The organism is Syntrophorhabdus sp., from assembly GCA_012719415.1.
Lineage (GTDB): Bacteria > Desulfobacterota > Syntrophorhabdia > Syntrophorhabdales > Syntrophorhabdaceae > Delta-02.
In genome coordinates, this window is the sequence record JAAYAK010000050.1 from 1 (window position 1) to 17,160 (window position 17,160).

12 protein-coding genes, 1 tRNA gene and 1 pseudogene are annotated in these 17,160 nt (G+C 54.6%); 2 read left to right on the forward strand and 12 right to left on the reverse strand.

Going from position 1 to position 17,160, the window contains the following annotated elements:
- The first annotated feature begins 49 nt into the window (after positions 1-49).
- A tRNA-Ala gene (locus GXX82_03070) sits at positions 50-125 on the forward strand.
- A 246-nt stretch (positions 126-371) separates the two neighbouring features.
- Here the strand turns inward: GXX82_03070 and GXX82_03075 are convergent.
- From GXX82_03075 to GXX82_03120, 10 genes are all read right to left on the reverse strand, one after another.
- A complete protein-coding gene (locus tag GXX82_03075) occupies positions 372-1,253 on the reverse strand; it encodes a hypothetical protein (protein ID NLT22009.1) in 882 nt (293 codons plus the stop codon).
- Between the two features lie 218 nt (positions 1,254-1,471).
- Complete coding sequence (locus tag GXX82_03080; GenBank protein NLT22010.1) at positions 1,472-1,966, reverse strand: hypothetical protein; 495 nt, start codon at positions 1,964-1,966, stop codon at positions 1,472-1,474.
- 14 nt (positions 1,967-1,980) lie between these two features.
- On the reverse strand, positions 1,981-3,135 hold the full coding sequence (locus GXX82_03085; GenBank protein NLT22011.1) for a pentapeptide repeat-containing protein: 1,155 nt from the start codon (positions 3,133-3,135) through the stop codon (positions 1,981-1,983).
- 378 nt (positions 3,136-3,513) lie between these two features.
- Complete coding sequence (locus GXX82_03090; protein ID NLT22012.1) at positions 3,514-4,446, reverse strand: tetratricopeptide repeat protein; 933 nt, start codon at positions 4,444-4,446, stop codon at positions 3,514-3,516.
- Positions 4,447-4,662: 216 nt separating this feature from the next.
- Positions 4,663-5,274 (reverse strand): hypothetical protein, encoded by a 612-nt coding sequence (locus tag GXX82_03095; protein ID NLT22013.1) that lies wholly within the window; start codon positions 5,272-5,274, stop codon positions 4,663-4,665.
- A gap of 71 nt (positions 5,275-5,345) precedes the next feature.
- Positions 5,346-5,669, reverse strand: coding sequence for a DUF2085 domain-containing protein (locus GXX82_03100; protein ID NLT22014.1), 324 nt, complete (start codon positions 5,667-5,669; stop codon positions 5,346-5,348).
- On the reverse strand, positions 5,669-6,097 hold the full coding sequence (locus GXX82_03105) for a zinc-ribbon domain-containing protein (GenBank protein NLT22015.1): 429 nt from the start codon (positions 6,095-6,097) through the stop codon (positions 5,669-5,671). Before GXX82_03105 ends, GXX82_03100 begins: the two co-directional genes overlap by 1 nt.
- Before the next feature lie 143 nt (positions 6,098-6,240).
- Positions 6,241-6,501, reverse strand: coding sequence for a DUF4282 domain-containing protein (locus GXX82_03110; GenBank protein ID NLT22016.1), 261 nt, complete (start codon positions 6,499-6,501; stop codon positions 6,241-6,243).
- A 31-nt stretch (positions 6,502-6,532) separates the two neighbouring features.
- The gene (locus GXX82_03115; protein ID NLT22017.1) at positions 6,533-7,144 is read right to left on the reverse strand and encodes a hypothetical protein; all 612 of its coding nucleotides are present in this window, start codon (positions 7,142-7,144) and stop codon (positions 6,533-6,535) included.
- A gap of 379 nt (positions 7,145-7,523) precedes the next feature.
- Positions 7,524-9,317 (reverse strand): AAA family ATPase, encoded by a 1,794-nt coding sequence (locus tag GXX82_03120; GenBank protein NLT22018.1) that lies wholly within the window; start codon positions 9,315-9,317, stop codon positions 7,524-7,526.
- Between the two features lie 143 nt (positions 9,318-9,460).
- Between GXX82_03120 and GXX82_03125 the strand changes: the two genes are divergently transcribed.
- Positions 9,461-10,213 carry a hypothetical protein gene (locus GXX82_03125; protein NLT22019.1) on the forward strand — a complete coding sequence of 251 codons (753 nt, stop codon included), beginning with the start codon at positions 9,461-9,463 and terminating at the stop codon, positions 10,211-10,213.
- Positions 10,214-10,390: 177 nt separating this feature from the next.
- On the opposite strand, the pseudogene GXX82_03130 reads toward GXX82_03125, so the two are convergent.
- A pseudogene (locus tag GXX82_03130) lies at positions 10,391-10,629 on the reverse strand (glycosyltransferase).
- A gap of 184 nt (positions 10,630-10,813) precedes the next feature.
- Positions 10,814-17,041, reverse strand: a complete 6,228-nt coding sequence (locus GXX82_03135; GenBank protein NLT22020.1) for a DUF4011 domain-containing protein — start codon at positions 17,039-17,041, stop codon at positions 10,814-10,816.
- Positions 17,042-17,160 lie beyond the last annotated feature (119 nt).

The following is a 17,160-nucleotide window of genomic DNA, read 5'->3' on the forward strand; positions in this document are numbered from 1 at the left end:
GCAATAGCCATTGACAATTCATCCTCATGCTGTTATAACACTTACCTGCGGGGCTGTAGCTCAGCTGGGAGAGTGCTTGACTGGCAGTCAAGAGGTCGAGGGTTCGATCCCCTTCAGCTCCACCATTTAAAAACCTGCAATATCAACAAGTTGCGGGTTTTTTTGTTGCCTCTTTTTGTGTCCCCAGACTGTCCCCAAGAAACTTGTGATGTTTGCCTTTTTAAACAAATCGTTTAATTATGTGTTGACAGAATTACCACGAGATTACATATTTTTCTTGAGCGATAAGTCCGTTGCGGGTTGTTGCGATGTTCCCATCCATCGGTTGGCAAGAGTCGTGACACAAGAAGCCCACAAGGCGCGCTCTTTTTTTATGGCAGATAGATTGTACAGAACGCGGTGAACGTCAGTTCGGGGGCAAATTCGCGGAATAGGTCCATGATCTTTTCCCGCTCTGGGTCGGAATCGGGTATTTGAATCGCCGCGTCGAGAGGGGTATGCCCATCAAAATCCGCTATGTCGGTCGAGGCCCCGGCTTTGAGTAGCAACCTGATGATGCCGACGCGTTTCCGCTGACAGGCTATATGCAGGGGAGTTCTTCCGAGTTTGTCCTGCGCATTCACCTCGGCTCCTTTCTGTAGGAGTACCGACACAATCTCCTCACCGCTCTTCCAGAGACTCGTATGAAGGGGTGTATTGCCGTTCCTGTCGGCATGGATGTCCGGTACCGCTCTATGCTTGAGGAGTAGGTTCACGAGATCGAGCTTATTGCCATGACAGGCGGCGTGAAGGGGAACATATCCGCCATAATTCCTGATATTCACATCGGCTCCCCTGTCCAGGAGCGCTCGTACTATCTTTATGTTGCTCATCCACACGGCGGTTTGAAATGGAGTCTCGCCGTCCTGCTTGCGCCCATCAAGTTTGTTCGGATCGGCATTGTACTTCAGAAGAAGGTCCACCATTTCAGTATCATCATGTTCGCACGCGCTGCTGAGCGGAAGCGATCCTCTGTATCTGCTTTTGTTCTTCTCCCTGCGCGAGGGCACATTCGGGTTCGCACCACGGTCCAGCAATAACCTGGGAATATCGAGGCCGTAGAAGTTGTATTTGCACACGGCATAGTACAATAGGGTCCGTCCGTCCTTCGCCGAGTTCGGGTCTACGCCGGCGTCCAGGAGTTTCTGGACTCTCGAGATATCACCGTACGTCAGGCTACTTACGATGTCTGTTATCTTTGGATTCTTCTTCATTTCTGTGCCCCCATTGAGTCTTCTTCATTCCGGGCCCTGCCGGGACTTAACCCATTTCGGCCGAACCCAGTCTGTTAACAGGCGGCGCGTGTCCCCCCCGCACACCAGGAACGTGCTCATCAAGGCGACCTCCGGGATCGTGTTGAACGCCAACATGGAGACGAGGGTCAGGGTCGCCGCGACAGCATGTTGTGCTCCCTCATGCCGAGAATGTGGAACTATCCGGCATTGAGAGCCACACCGACAGTTCTCGGCATGCGAGAAATCCTTAAGGTCCACCCGGGAGAAAGTACTTCATGATGATGCATCCACCACATTCTCCCCCGCACGGGGCCGCTGTAACTGAATGACTCGTGGAAACAGATCAGGCCTTCATGGGTCTTCGTGTCCTGCGCCCGGTCGACCTTCAGCCTGGAGATACCTGTCCAGGTGAGGTTGCGCGGGTTGGTGTCCCTGATGAAGTCCATGACGGCAAAGAGCGCCTTCTGGGGGTCTGCGGGCTTCGGGACCGGTCTCTCATCGAAGAGCTCCATCATCGCTGCCGTGTTCCCTTTCAGCGCGACGCTGGCCGCATGACACGCCACGCTGTAGGCGTTCTTCGGCCTCAGCACCTTGTTGTCGTTCTCAATATCGCCACCACAGCCCTGTAGGAATACTATGGCCACAAGGAGAATCACTATTGCCAGGATCGCGAGCAGTCCGTTTGTCTTCAATCATGCCTCCCGTATTATTTTGCCTTCTTCTTTGCAGGCGGACGCCAGCCCAAAGGAAACTTCCTGGTGTCCTCTCTCCAGTAGTTCTCCGCCGTCTTCTTCAACTCTGCCCTCCACTGGGCCAGTTTGTCCACGCCCGACGGGCTCAGGCATTTGTCTATGCTGCCGGGCTGGCATGTTGTTCCATCGAACCATATGACGCCGGTGAGATCCGCACCGGGGCCGAACCTAATGCATGTACTCCCGCTACTGGTACATTTCGCCCCGGTAAGGTCCATGCCGGACAGGTTCTTCGCCCCGTCCATGAAAATGACGCCGTTAATGGTCGCCCCCCTGAACGATACGTTTGTAAGGGTCGCTCCATCGAACCTGAACAGACCATAATCTCTGACCCTGCCCGATTGTGTCATCGTGACGGTAGTGCCCAAAACCGCGCCGGAAAAGTCAGCCCCGGTGAGGTCGGCCTTTTCGAACTCGAGACGGTGCAACTGTGCCCTGACAAATTTCGTACCCCTGAGATATCCCCGTCTGAGGTCCAGGTGACACATTTTGGCGTCTGTGAAGTCTGCTCCGGACAGGTCCGCCTGCGCCATGTATAATCCGTCATGTTGTATCTTCCCCCGGTGGTACCCACATTGGCGGAAGCCTTGTTCCACGCGCGCCAGATCGTTCTCCTCCTCCGTGTTCCACTCCGGGGTGAAGGCCTTCGTCTTCCAGTCCTTTTCATCGGGCACCGGCAGGACAAAGCCCCTGAAATCCGCCCCCTGCATGTTGCACGGATACCACGTATTGCCTATGCGGATCCTTTCACAGTTGAAAGTGGCCTTGAACTCCCTTACGGCGGCCTCGATGACGGCCGGGACGACGGAGTTGCGTGACATCGCGGTTGTCCCCGAGTACGTTGCGCCGGGCACACCCCGGGAGACAGTTCCAGGGCCCTGTGACGTTGCGCTGGCCTCTGAGCCTGGAGCGGGCGGAGGCGGCGAATCCTTAAGCGGGTCATACGTCACCTGCTCTGAGGGCGTGAACTTCCACTTGAGCTCCGCGGAACCCGCGGTCCCCCTCATAAGGCCGAAGATCAGGAACGCCGTCACCAGGACGAAGATCATGATCCTGACGGCCTTTCTCCTTTCCGTTTCCATGTCGAATGCGATCGCCCTTTCTCTCATCTTACGTTCCTCCCTATCCTTTACGTACTTTAACGGTGCAATGCATAGTGACGGTACTTGGTTGACTGTCCCCATCCTCTAATATGGTCATTCTGGAGTTGAATGCTGTGACGCACCCTCTGTGCGTGCCCACCCCTGCTTTCTGTCGAAGGAGCCGCACTCGCCTACCGAAAACAGTAGGGTGCGGATTTTACTGGATGCATGTCCGATCAGGAAACGGCTGGGGATCGATTATACTGCATATACGGCAAGGCCTTCCTCCGCTCAGGTTGTTCCCGACACCCCAATTGACAACTTCATGCCGCCGCCAATATTGGCAGCTGTCAACAAGCTGTCAACCCAATTCTCTCTTCCTATGAGGTGAATCCACCGACTTGTTCACCAGGTCATGCCTCTTCCTTTCAGAAGTTCCTGTGCATCCCTGGATCCCAGTTTCGCCGCCTCTCTATAATCGTTTGTCTCCTGCCGCTGGTTGCCGAGTCTGCCGTAGGAAAACCCTCTGCTGTAGTAGGCTTCGGCGTGACGGGGATCGAGCTCAACGGCCTTGTTGCAGTCCTTTATCGCCTGCTGGTGATTCCCCATTTCGCCATAGGCTTTCCCTCTGTTGCTGTAGGCCATTGCGTACCCGGGATTAAGTTCTATTGCTCTGTTGAAGTCTTTTATCGCCTGCTGATGATCACCGAGCAAACTATAGGCGTCTCCTCTATTGTTGTAAGAAGTGGCATACCCAGGAGCGAGTTCTATCGCTTTGCTATAGTCCCTTATCGCCTGCTGATGATCACCGAGCAAACTATAAGCGTTTCCTCTATTGTTGTACGCGTTGACGGACTTGGAATCGAGCTCAATGGCCTTGTTGCAGTCCTTTATCGCCTGCTGGTAATTGCCCATTTTGCCGTTAGAAACCGCCCTGTTGATGTAAGCCGACACGTTGCGAGGATCGAGCTCAATGGCCATGCTGCAATCTTTCAGAGCCTTCTGGCAATCTCCAAGGTCGTTATAGGATCGTCCTCTATTGCTATAGGCAGCCGAATAGCGCGGATTGATGTCTATAGCCCTGTTCAAATCGCTTAACGCCTGCTGGGGATTGCCGAGGTGGTTGTACGCAGCACCCCTGTTGTTGTATGCCGCCGCATAGAAGAGGTCCTGTTCTATGGCCTTGCCGTAGGCCCTTATTGCCCCATCGTAATCGCCTTTCATCCTCAGCGCCTGACCCCTCTCGAACCATTTCTCGGCAGCGGTGGCAGCCTCTGCATGGAATGGGATGAGGAGCACCAAGGCTGCAACGATTCCTATCACAACCTTTGCTTTCATATTCACCTCAACAAGTGAAACCGGCCCCGATGCCTTCCGGACTGTTTCGCGGGACCCCTTTCTCCGATCACTTCTTGCATTTCTCCCTCCTTGCCGAACCTTTCGACGACCTGGAGGTGGCTACGGTGTTAAGGGGATCCTCCTCAGGGCTTGTTCTCTGTTACACGTTATCTCCCAACCCGTCCGTGTATATGTCGATCGCCCGCCTCCTCCTTATTAGAAGTTCTCGTCAATGTGCCACAAACCGTCGTGCTCTTTAACCACGAGGAACTGTCCCATACAGCGTTTCTTCTTGCATTCCTCTTCGCTGTCGTTTGCGCAGTACCACTTTCTCTCAGGATCCGTCAGCTTGAAGTGCTCCCTGATCATCCAGTACCTGACCCCCATCGCCTCACGGCCGCTCCTGGTATACCTCTTGTCGGGTGTCATGGAGTACACGCCGTACGATACGACCTTGCCAAGTATCTTTTCCTCCTTCTGGTGCCATCTCTCCTTGAGCTCGGCGTACGTCATGACATCGGTGTCCCCTTTGGCCCGTTCGGACTTAACCCAGGCGTTATGTCTCTCGATCTTTTCACCGAGCTCGACCGCGGGATACTGCTCGTAGGGCTTGTAATTGCCCTTCGCGAACTCGGCGACCACGAACTCCGCGAACTTCTTCGGGTCCTTCCGGTCGGCATTGCTGATGGAAGGGGTGCTGTCGCAGCCGCAGACCGCCAAGAGCGTCATGGTGAAGAATCCGACAGTTGCCGCATTGAGAAGAAAGCGGCGCCATGCCTTGTCTGGCAGTCTCCGTTCACCGGTGAACCAATTAATAACGTTTTTCATGCTCTATCCCTCCTTTGTCTCTCCCTGTTCATTCTCCCGATAGGGCGTCACGGCCGAAGGCGCTCCTCCATCTATCGGACACACCGAAACACCACGACTAACACTGATACAAAACCAAATCCTCCCAGGATGCCCGTTGCGAGACGTCGGTAGTTGTTCGACTCGATTCCGGCGAATTCCTGCAGACTCCAGTCAAGAAGCATGGGGCAAAGAAGCGCGAGCGACAGAACCATGCCTGGAAGGGAGGCTATCCCGGCGACCAGAAACACCGCGGCCGTCATCTGACCTATCCCAACACCCAGGCATCGGGAGCAAAATGGCAACGGTTTCCCTCTCACGCTGAAGCAGCGACTGGGTATCCCATGACACCCCAAGCGGTTGACGCCAAGCCTCATTACGATCCTCTGAATGCGGACGAGATAACACTGAGGAAGATGATCGCTCCCACGATGATCAGCAATATCAAGGCCCAATTGTTCTTCCCTGACCCACCGGGACTCGATGCTCTCCATTGATGGCCACACTTCAAGCAGCTTATGAAGATTTTGTTTGCCCCTGCTTGTCCACACAGGAGGCCGATAGGACCGTAACACATAACGCCAAGGCAGGCCTTTTGGCCGCTGTACCCTTCCTTCATGGCTGCGACATTTCTTGAACCGCAACGCGGGCATCTTATTGCATCCTCTTCAGACTCCGCCGACCTCAACTCGGCAAGATGTGGAGGGTCGGCCACTGCACTGCCATTTGCACTGGTACCGCAGGCCGAGCAGAACCTTCCCCCTTCAGCTATCTCTTTACCGCACTTCGGGCAAAACGCTGACATACGCCGGATTCCTCCGCTAGCTTAATTGTTATTACAACGGTCGTCTTTCTCGGCCGTTCATCTCGTCCGATCTCTAATGCAGGACCGTACGAAGGGGCCATTTCCCCGTTGCCCGTTCCCTGATACGTCCGTCGACGCCTCTTCTACCCTTCCCTGTCGGCGAGCCTCTTGATGTTCTCGTGGATCTTGAACAGAACGATCAGCATCTCACAGAAGATCCTTGCAGCAATGGCACCGCCGACGATGTAGACAAGGCCCCAGAGGAAACTACCGAACGTCATTCCGCCAAAACCACCGAACATCTTTCCAAGACCCGAGACGACGGCAATAAGCAGGAACAGCCAGTATACAAGTGTGATTATCTTCGTGGTCAGCATCGAGTCAAGAAACAAAACGTCTTTCATGTGGTCCTCCCTTCAAATATTCTTGCCCTGCCTAAACCGCAGGCCTTAGAACGATAACCGGATTCGCGTCGGGAGATTTGATCTCCCATACATATGCCCCGAAGAGGCCGAAGAATCTTGGCACCTTCTGAGCGTTGTGTCTCAAGATCTTAACGCCACGCGCAACGCTCACAGTCAGGACACCCGCCACTTTCAAACCGATGGAACCAAGTTCGTCTATTTCTTTCTTCTGTGGCCTGATCGAAGAGATCTGCATGGACCCGTCTTTCTGAGGTTCAATGGCAAGTATCCGCAGTTCGCGACTCAAAAAATAGTACGTCTCCCCTGGCTTCCCGGTCTTCTCTACAACCACTTTGTAACGGCCGCTTCCCAGATACTTGACCTCCTTGAAACCGGGCTCCCGCCGCATCGCCTCCGCTTCCTTTTCAAGCCCGGCCTCATCCCCTTTGCTGAGAGGGCCTTTCTTTGCCTCCGAAAGGGCAAACACGTTCACAAGCGTGCCATCATAGGAGAATACATAACTCCCGTCCTTGTTCACCTTGACCTTGATATCGAAGTTCTCCGGCACATAGCACCCGGACAGCAGCAAGAAGAAGATTCCCGTCATCAGTACTAACGATAGCGATCTGAGGTTCCTTTTCATTCTCCAATTCCCCTTAATCTACGTTGTTCACCAAGGAATGGTGCGTTTCTGTCGTCTAACCGTCCAGACACCAGGTCAACGCTTGCTGTCCAGACACAGGCATGTCCGGGATGACCCGAAAAAGATCTCTTCTCCGTCCAATGCGCTTTGGCTTACGTCCATCGGAATACGCGTCGCGATGGCGAGTTCCTTCGTCAAAGCAGAAACAGTGCGTAAGTCAGTCACCGTCACTGCTGATAATCAATTGTGAAAAGTTTCCTATGTAGCATGTTTATCGCCTCCGGGAAGTATTACTTAAGTCCTTTTCCCCCTATCAACCTTCCGTTACCGTGGACCACCAGACATACGCGGGCACTTTTGCCTGCAGCAGCACCTTCCTTTACACAGCCACCGGCCTCGAAGGCACCCCGAACCCGATGGTCCTTGCCCTGTTGCCCTTCCTCAGGAACCTGTCCGCCACCCTCGGGTCCCATCTATTGAGGACCACCCTGTCTGGTGTCCCTGTCATCCCTTCCAGCTCCTTTGCCAGAAGGACAGTGAGCATCTCCTTCGCGACCCTCAACGAGTCTGTTTCCAAGGCGATCCGCGCCGCCACGTCATCACTGACATCGATGATGAAGGGGAGTTTCCTCTGGATTCTCACCTGCTCTGCCATATAGTCCCTGATGATGACCCGTCTGTCCTCCTCCCCGTAGAGAGGAACCTCGATGACCCTGCACCGGTCCAGGATGAACTGGGGAACGAGGGTGATGTCGTTCGCCGTCGCCACGAAGAAGGCCTTCGACAGGTCGACGGGGATGCCCGCCAGGAACTGGTCGGAAAACCGCATGGACTGGGTGACATCGAGGACCTCGGTGAGGACGGCAACGACGTCCCCGCTTGAGCCGTACCTCCCTGCCTTGTCGACCTCGTCGAGGAGGATGACGGGGTTCGAGCACCCGGCCTGGACGAGGATCCTGGTAAAAGCCCCCGGCACCGCCCCCAGCCACCCGAGGTTGCTCCCCTTGAGGGTGATGATGTCCGCGTTCCCCGAGAAGCTCACCGTGAAGAAGGGAAGACCGAGGGCCTCGGCGAGCGCACCTGCGACGGAGGTCTTCCCCGTCCCCGGGGGACCGGCGAGGAGAAAGGGTGCGGGTGTGGCGGACCCTTGTGCATACCCGGCGAGGACGACCTCGAGCCGGATCTGCTCCTTCACCCCTTCCATGGCGTAGAGCCTCCTGTCGAGGGTCTCCATCACGGACCGGGCGTCGAGGTTCTGTTTTCGGGTGACGCCGTACGGAAGGGCGGTGACGGTCTCGAAGAGGGTCGCCTCCTTCTGCCCGTCGTTACCGACCGAGGACGCGAGGGTCCGTATCCCCTGTCCTACGTCCTGCCCAGCCTGACCAAAGTAGACAAGGAGCTTCCCGTAGACGACAAGGAGCCTCTTCGCCTCCTCCCAGTACCCCTTCTTCCCGGGACTCATGCCGGAACGGTCCACTGCGGCCCCGATGAGGCGCCGCCTCTCCTCCATGGTCGCAAGGGATGCGAACTCCCACCCGACAAGGGGAAGGACCTCGGAGAGGATGATGGTCTTGTCCACGGGGTCACGGACATCCCAGGCGGGGCAGCCCTCCAGTTTCTCCCTGCGCGCCTCGTCGAGGCTCCGCCCCTTTGTGCCGAGAGTATCGAGAATGTTGCGGAGGTACTGAAGCTCCGCGGCAGTAAAGGGGCCCGTGACATCCTCCTGCCTCTCGGCTGCCTTCAGCCGGTTCCTCTTGCCGGCGAGGTCGAGGTTGAGGAGCCTGATGGCGGCAAAGTACATCTCCAGGCTCTGCGCCATCTGCCGGGGGGTGCGGCCGAAGAAGGCGAGGAGCTTGAAGAAGGCGACGGGGAATTCCCCCTCCTGCCAGGAGGCACTGGCCACGTCCGCGGCGATGGCCGTGTCCACGAACCTCACCCGGTCGAAGGTGCTCTTGAGGGAACCGAACTCCCCCCGAATGTAGTCCAAGAGGCCGGCGGTGTTTACGCTCTCGTCGGGCATGAGGGTGTCCTTCATGAAGGCCCTGTCGGGTTTCCCCCGCTCCTGTGCCTCCTCCTTCTCCTCGTCGGTCATGTTCGCGGTGTCGGCGGCGCTTGCCACCATCCACAGCGTCATCAGGTCACCCGTCGAAAACATGGACGCATCTCTCCCCATGATCGCCTCCTCCCATTGCGATCGTTGCACGGAATGTTTGATTGTGATTAATAACGATAATATACTACTATATATTGCAATAATTAGGCAAGCATGCTTATAATGGCATTAATGAATTATATCAGTAATACATGGAGGGCTCTATGGCAGGGAGGGGAAGGCCGCGTAGGAACCCCTGGGACGTGATGCGGATGCAGCGGGTATATGACCTCTTCTGCTTTGAGAAGGGAGAGCACCCCATCACGTACTACGACATGGGGAAGCGCCTCCACAAGGCACTGACGGAACTGGGGGAGGCGGTGTCGCCCCACACGTGCATGGCCGTGGCGAGGAAGATGAGAAAAGGCCTCTACGCACGGCCGGGAGGGGCGTACATCCGGGCGCTGGCGATGGCCTACGAGGGACCCGCCATGGACCCGGAGTACCCCTACCTCGGGGAGTACCTCATCCTCACGAAGCTCCGGGCGGTGAGGAAGGGGCGCAAGGCGGAGTACCTCGGCTACACGTACATGGAGAGGCTCTTCACCTGCCGGGACGACGACCATCCCTACTTCTACTACCTCATGTGGCTCGACGACGACGACATCGCCATCGACGTGGCGCAGATGCTGGGGCTCGATCCCACGGATGAGTCCGTCACCACGATCGTGGAGAAGGTGATCAGGCCCTGCTCCGAGGATATCGACGGGCTCCCCTACGGGCCCTATGAACTGATCAGACAGGTCCTCCGGGATGCGGGGAAAAAATCGGATATGGTCTGCGCCGCCTCATCCGTCATCGTCGTGTACCTGTCTCTCAGGGAGAAGGTTTTCAACGTTCCCTTCACGACGGAGCTCATGTGGAAGAAGAAGGACGGATGGCTTATCATGGGACAGGAGGGGGACTTCGGGGTGTGAGGAGCTGTGGCCTGACAGCGACGGCACAATGAGACCGGGGAAGGCGACGATGATCTCCTGACGCTCCCGGAAAACCGGGGCATGTCAGGTCAGCAGGCCCCGCCACAGTCTCTCGTACTCAGCCAGTCTGTCTTTCACGTTATAGTTCGTGACGATGTCATCACGGGCTGTCTTGCCCAGGTTTGCCATCCTCCCGGGATGATCCAGTACCTCGTCCACCCGATCCGCAATCTCCCTGGGCGAGAAGAAGTCGACAAGGAGCCCGTTACGCGCCCTTCGTCTATGACCTCCCTGACGGGTGAAGTGGCTGACCCCACAATGACGCACTCAGCCGCCATCGCCTCTATCGTGGACCAGGAGAGGACGAAGGGGACCGTGAAATAGATGTGGGCGGATGAAACCTGGAGGGTCTTAAGTGGCTATCATACGGGACGAGGCCCAGTGACCTGCACTGCTCTCTCTTAGACTGTTGAACATTCCAACAGCATCGCATTCTCGGTCCCTTGACTCCATCCCGGATTTGGGGCCTTCTGCCAATGAAACGTTGGACGTCGAATCTATTATGAATCCAAAGTTGCCCTGAATCAGTGACTTTCCCAATTATGCTTTGTCGATTTTCATCACCCGGACAACTCTCGTCGGCTGCCCAGGGATTTCAAAATCGTCCTCTTCCCCGACTGATAAGCCAAGTAACGGGACGGCGATGGGCGCGTTTTCGTTCACCATCTTCATGTCGGGATTGCTGGGCCCATCTGTGATCCATACAGTGTACTTCACGTCTGGCTTGTCTTTGAAGCTATAGGTAACACGATCTCCGACCTCAACGAATATATCCTCAACGTCATTGATGCTGAGTGCCTCGGTCACTTCTCGGTCGAGAGCAAGACCCTGAACCTCGACCTGCTCGTCTTCGACTTCTTCCACCTCAGGCTCGTATTCAAGCTCTTGATCAGGCCCTACCATCAACCGGCACCTATCAAGAAACTCGAAGAGCCTCTGTGCCTCAATTCTAGGATTTGTGAACCAGTCTGTTGACCATATCCGCCATATCCGGTTCTTCCAGCCGAGCGACTCGAGAATCTCTTGTCGGATCCTGTCCCGATCTCTTACCGAAGCGCCGCTATGGTAGGTTGCTCCATCGCATTCGATCGCTGCCATAAGGTGACCCGGCCTGTCGGGATTATGAACTACCATGTCAATGAAGAAGCCCGCTACGCCGAACTGCGGCGTGACTGTATATCCTTTGTCACGGAGAAGGTCGGCGACAGCGAGTTCAAAGTCGCTGTCCGGCTCCCTGGAGGTGAATCCGGTTTCTGCAAGTATCCCCTTCTTGGCAAAATCCAAGTAATCCCTCAACGCCTTTGTGCCGATCGGTGTCTTCTCGTCAAGGATGATGTCCTCTGACGTCATCGACGTGAAGAGGTGAATTCTCCTTCTGGCTCTGGTAAAAAGAACGTTCAACCGCCGCCATCCTGTCTCCCTGCTGATAGGTCCGAAATTCTGGCGTGGACGGCTTGCACCTGGCGCTTTACCAAACGTCGTGGAGATCATAATAACGTCGCGCTCGTCACCTTGGACGTTCTCCAGATTTTTGACGAAAAACGGCCACCCATCCTCCCTGTGACGGCGCAGGTACTCATCCCCTTCGGAAAACACCCTTAGGCGTCTGTCAAGAAGCTCCTCAATGAGATCCCGCTGCGATTGATTGAGCGTAACCACCCCAAGAGATTCTTCGGGATGCTTTATCATATGCTCGCAAACGAGGTCCACAACCTTTTGAGCCTCGGGGATATTCTGTCTGTTCTGATACGCGCCGTTTCTCACATAATGATAACGGACCCCGAGACTCCCCGACCTGCGAAAGGGTGATGGGAAAACCACCAAGTTCTTGTAAAAGTGAAAGTTTGAGAAAGCGATTAGCGAGTCGTGCTGCGAACGATAGTGCCACCGCAGACTTCTAGTTGGCGAGAAGAGCTGCTGGCAGATATCCAGAATGCTCTCCATCCCTTGTATCGCAGGAACTTCTCCTTCATCCTCTTCTTCACCGGACTCGAGCATGCGATCGAAGAAATTGGTCGGCGGTAGCTGCTTCGCGTCACCCACCACCACGAGCTGAGCGCCGCGAGCGACCGCGCCTATAGCCTCTTCAGGTTTGAGCTGAGACGCTTCGTCCATGATCACGATGTCAAACTTCAGCGATTCTGGATCGAGATACTGGGCAACAGAAAGTGGGCCCATCATGAAACAGGGCTTAAGCTCCTGCACTGCGCGGCCTGCACGCTTCAGGAGTTGGCGGATAGGAATGTGCCGGCGGGTCTTGTTAATCTCCCTGAGAATGAGCTCCATCTCGGTGTAATCTTTGGCATACGGGCCTTTGTGACCCATCGGAGGCCGTTTCTGCTTGTCGATCTGAAAGGCGAGATCCTTGCCCCGAAGGTCTATCATTTCCTTGTCAAGTTTCTGGTAGTCCTGCCGTATAGAATCATGAGACAGACCGTTGAAGCGCGCCAGCTCGGGGAATTTCCGATAAGTACTCTTCGCAATTGTGTTGTAGCCAACAAACTCTACGGCCATGCCAAGCTTGTCAGGCTCTATATCCCCGGCCTCCATGGCCGCCACAAGTAGGCGCAAACCATCTTGGGGGCAGGCAGCTCTTGCGGCGAGATACTTGGACCAGCTAAAGAGGCCAGGGAGATTGTCGAAGGCAATCTCAAGACGCCTCTTGATTTGCTTGGGCGCCGTTTTCTCTATCCCGATTTCTGACTGCTGTTGCCATTGCGCCAGACTGAACTCCCCGAATTGCCCGAGTTTTGAGAGGGCGTTCCTTACATTGGCGAAAGCCGAGAGTGTATTGTCGACGATCCGTATGACATCTACCAGCAGATCATCCCCGTCCTTATTCAGAATATTCAGGAACAGATCCCTTGACAGACCACAGGTTGCGATGCTGCGCCCCCATTCGAAGGTGGCTCGAAGAGACTCCTGATCGGTTGCGAGACCCTGATAGCGTGCCCCGATCATGGCCGATATCTCCGGATTCCTTTCGATGCGGTTAAGGATCTCAAAGCTCTTTTTTTCGTTGAAGAGCGCATTCACGCCTTCCCTAACGGACTTTTCGCTCTGCAATCTTCCTGAGAAAAAGTCTGCGAGTGCATGGAGTGCTCTGACCATCTCCTGGACGTGCGCATGATACACGGGCCAGTCATTCAGGGTATGCGCTATGAGAGAAACGTCTTTCAGAGAATCATCCAAGGCAAGCTTCGCCTTGATTGATATCAACGCATCGGCAGCGGTAGTATTTCGCGGGAAAGCCTTAAGATAATCCGTGAGGCGCTCAATTTTGCGGCAGTTAGCCTCAATGACCGGCAGGTGCTGAAACCATGAACCGATTGTCGGTGTGGCCATAAATGGTAGAATCGTACCGGCTGCCTGCGCGATCTCTTCATTTGTGCTCAACCTTGTAAGCTCAGGTGACATACGGGATAGCTCGGCTGCTGCCTTCATATGTTGAAGCGCATTTTTGGGCGAGACAATCTGATCGACAAACCGGGAGAAGAACTGGAGGACCTCTCCGAGTTGTCGCGAGAAATCAGCTAGCGCCGAGATGTAGGTGGTGCAGTCTTGCCGCTTCGCGTTCTCCAGATCGAAAATGCTTGCTTCCAGCGCCGCTTCTGCCTGTGCGTAATTGTCGAATATGGATGTGACTGCCTCAGTTATGCCATTTGCCCTCACCGCCAGTTGGCCGATTCTAGCTGCTTCACAGGATGTGAGATCCATTTTCTCTGTGAGACTAGGCTGCTCCAGCAGTATCTGGTGGCTCTCCTTGTACCAGTCGCGGAGCGCCCTGACCTTTGAAATATTCGTCTCGAGACCGCAGAAGAGAGGTCCTATACACTCCCTGAACTCCGGGTCAGAGACAAGGTTCTCCCGGTGTTCCACCCACCGAATAATGTTGGAAATGACCCCGGCCCATTCTGTTGTGTTATACTTCTTCTTGGCTCTAGAAATACCCTTGACGGCTTTCTTGGTCTGCCGGTAATCACGCCTTAGAAAGCTGAAGGCATTGCTGCCCTGTCGTAAGGTTCTCAAATGAGACCTCAATTCGATGATGGGAGGCAGGGTGTCAAGATATACCAAAGACTCGAGCTCGCCGCGCCACGACGCCTCTCGTGCGAGCCCATCGTGAAGCCGGTCGACAAGTTGATCTGCGACCGGTTGGCCGAAGAACTCCTTACGGTAGGCGAGTAGTTCTTGGGGAGCTCTGGCTGCAATTTGTGCAAGAGCTTGCAGTTCAAGAAGCTGCAGCTCTGTTCCTTCAATTTCTTCTATCCGGAGGTGGTTACAAGCCTTCTTGAGGCTGCTGAAGGATTTTTCAAGTCGGTCCACGACTAGCCTAAGCTTTGCATGAGTTTCCTGCAGCTCTTGAAGAGTGCGGCTAGAGAGCGGAAACTCACAGAGGCGTCTCGCTTCCACGAGATCTTCCGCGCTTACTTTGGTGCCTGGTCTTAACTCGCGTATCCCTGTTGTCAGTATCTGTTTGGCTGACGCCGGCGTTCCGTCGAAAGTCAGATTGCCTTTCTGTATAACCGCTTGCATCTTCTGAACGTCGGCGGCTAGGATATCGTGTTTTTGCAGCACGGCATTAACAGCCACTTCGAGGTCACCGAGTGGTCTGTCGAGGATGTCCATGCCGTCCAATTTCGCGATTAGGATTTCAAGACCGTATTGATATGCCTCGGTTGCGTCCCGGTACGCCATGGATTCGCATTCGGGAGAATCTTCAAAACTGGCCAGTGCTGCCGCGATTGACTCCGCCATGGTTATTATGGCTCCGGGATTTCCCCCTACAACCTCGGGGAGGCAGTTTTTTTCAACGGCTCTCAGCAACGGTGTCACAACATCTGCCGTAAGGCCGTGGTTGGGGACGAGAATCATGGCGGCACATTCCGTGAGTCTCCTAGCCTCGTATATTGCCTCGAATGTCTTGTTCAGAACCTCACCTGCCCGGGAGCCGTCCAAATCTTCTGGTGCAAAGAACTTTGAGAGAAGGCCATAAACAAAGTTGACGGGGATATCCGGGATTGTGGCAAGGCGGCTACGAATTACCTCGAAGCCTGCCTCGTCAAAACACTCCTCTCCTCCCAACCCCCGATATTGTCCGATCGATTCAGTGATGGTATCGGCATGCTCCGTTGCTTCAAGCAGTATTTCGGCAATGGCATGTTCATCACCGGGGATGATTGGCCTCGGATAAAAACCCCACCACGGGTGATCCGGTCCGAAGCAACCAATGGTGGGGAATAACTTTGCTGGCTCTTCGAGCACACTGCGGTACTTCTGCAGGTCTTCGTGACTCCATTGCGACATGTCTTGAATGCTTGCCGCAGAAAGCCGGTCTGTACATTCGCCAAGATCCTGACGTCGCCGGGACACAGCCCAGAAGATCTCGTTGACCGTTTTACCTAACTCGTTACCGAAATAGCTTCCCATAAGCTCCGCATACCTTGCCAGTTTCTCTCTGTTGGCTGAGAGCTGTGCCAGGTGCGAATGAAGGGACATTTGGCGAAAGCGTCGCGATATCCGCTCGTCCAGGGCCTCGACAAACTTTTTCTTCTGTGTTTTGTTGCTGTGAAGCTCCAAGCAGAAATCACCGAGACCTGCCATCTGCAATCGTCTCTGAACAACCTCGAGGGCGGCAAGTTTCTCCGATACAAAAAGAACTTTCTTGCCCTGGGCGAGGACTGCCGCGATAATGTTGGTAATAGTCTGTGATTTGCCGGTGCCGGGAGGTCCATTGATGACCATGTTCTTGCCTGCTAGAACGTCGATGATTGCGCTATGCTGCGAGGAGTCGGCATCATAAACGAGAGGTTGGTTGGCTTCCTCCACCTTGTCAATCGTATAATCCTCGGGGGAAAAGCCATCACTGTTAGGCGTCGACCCTCCCTCGAAGATCATATTCAAGAGAGGATGCTTTATGAGCCCGGGCCATTTGTTATCATCGAGATCTGCCCAGATGGCCAGCTTACCGAAAGAGAGCATGCCAAGCGTGAGTTGCCGCCGTATCCTCCATCGCCGCTTATTTGCCACCGCGCTGTGTATCTTCTGAAAATACGTCTCCGGCGTGTCTTCATCCTCAAGTTCGGGAATGATCAGGGAAAAATCTTGGCGAAGTTTCTCTCTAAGCGTTTGATTTTCGGCGACATCCTCGCCAGTATAGTTGAGAACGTAGGTATAGATGCGTGTCTCTGGGTCAACCCCAATTCTCTCAAGTGATACCGGTACCGAGATTATTGGAGCAAACATTGGTTTCTGAGATGCATCGTCTTCGTAGAACTCGAGAAAACCGAATATGAGAAAGAGGATATTACTGCCTGTCTCCTCGATTGAGCTTTTGGCGTCAGTGCTTATCTTTTTCAGGAGCCTTTCAAGCTCGACCGGATAATGAAGGGCCTGCAGGCTGATATTCCGATGGTTCGGCCCATTGACAGGTGCTTCCATCGACACGTCGATTCCGAGTGATTCTGCGTACTGTTTCGCATCAGGTCGTTTTTCGCCAACCGTTAGAGGCTCTGGCTCCGGGACCCATTTGATGGACAATGCCTTACCATCTATAATCTTGTCAAAGACTGTGTCGAGGTTCTGAACACCGGCGAACTGGACGGACCTGTTCTTTGGGTAACGGTAGCTGAGAAGACGATTGCGCGAGGTGAGATCGAGTAGGCGTACTCTTAACCGGCGTATTGCCTCCTGAATTGGCAGTTTGCCGGAAAACAGTTCGCTGACTATTTCATTCGCATCCGCAGCTTGATATGCCGTAGAGTCCATAGCCTCTTCAGGTGTGCCAACCGCTATAAGACGCCTTTACTCTGGAAAACTCGAGAATATGCTCCTTATTGGCGCAGTTCTCTTATTGATTACCATTCAAAATACTGAGGTTTCAATAA

What these genes read in the sequence shown, in the direction of transcription:
- GXX82_03090 (NLT22012.1), bottom strand. Translation starts at nt 4,446, where the DNA reads ATGAAAGCAAAGGTTGTGATAGGAATCGTTGCAGCCTTGGTGCTCCTC.
- GXX82_03120 (NLT22018.1), bottom strand. Translation starts at nt 9,317, where the DNA reads ATGGGGAGAGATGCGTCCATGTTTTCGACGGGTGACCTGATGACGCTG.
- GXX82_03135 (NLT22020.1), bottom strand. Translation starts at nt 17,041, where the DNA reads ATGGACTCTACGGCATATCAAGCTGCGGATGCGAATGAAATAGTCAGC.
- GXX82_03075 (NLT22009.1), bottom strand. Translation starts at nt 1,253, where the DNA reads ATGAAGAAGAATCCAAAGATAACAGACATCGTAAGTAGCCTGACGTAC.
- GXX82_03110 (NLT22016.1), bottom strand. Translation starts at nt 6,501, where the DNA reads ATGAAAGACGTTTTGTTTCTTGACTCGATGCTGACCACGAAGATAATC.
- GXX82_03095 (NLT22013.1), bottom strand. Translation starts at nt 5,274, where the DNA reads ATGAAAAACGTTATTAATTGGTTCACCGGTGAACGGAGACTGCCAGAC.
- GXX82_03115 (NLT22017.1), bottom strand. Translation starts at nt 7,144, where the DNA reads ATGAAAAGGAACCTCAGATCGCTATCGTTAGTACTGATGACGGGAATC.
- GXX82_03100 (NLT22014.1), bottom strand. Translation starts at nt 5,669, where the DNA reads ATGAGGCTTGGCGTCAACCGCTTGGGGTGTCATGGGATACCCAGTCGC.
- GXX82_03125 (NLT22019.1), top strand. Translation starts at nt 9,461, where the DNA reads ATGGCAGGGAGGGGAAGGCCGCGTAGGAACCCCTGGGACGTGATGCGG.
- GXX82_03105 (NLT22015.1), bottom strand. Translation starts at nt 6,097, where the DNA reads ATGTCAGCGTTTTGCCCGAAGTGCGGTAAAGAGATAGCTGAAGGGGGA.
- GXX82_03085 (NLT22011.1), bottom strand. Translation starts at nt 3,135, where the DNA reads ATGAGAGAAAGGGCGATCGCATTCGACATGGAAACGGAAAGGAGAAAG.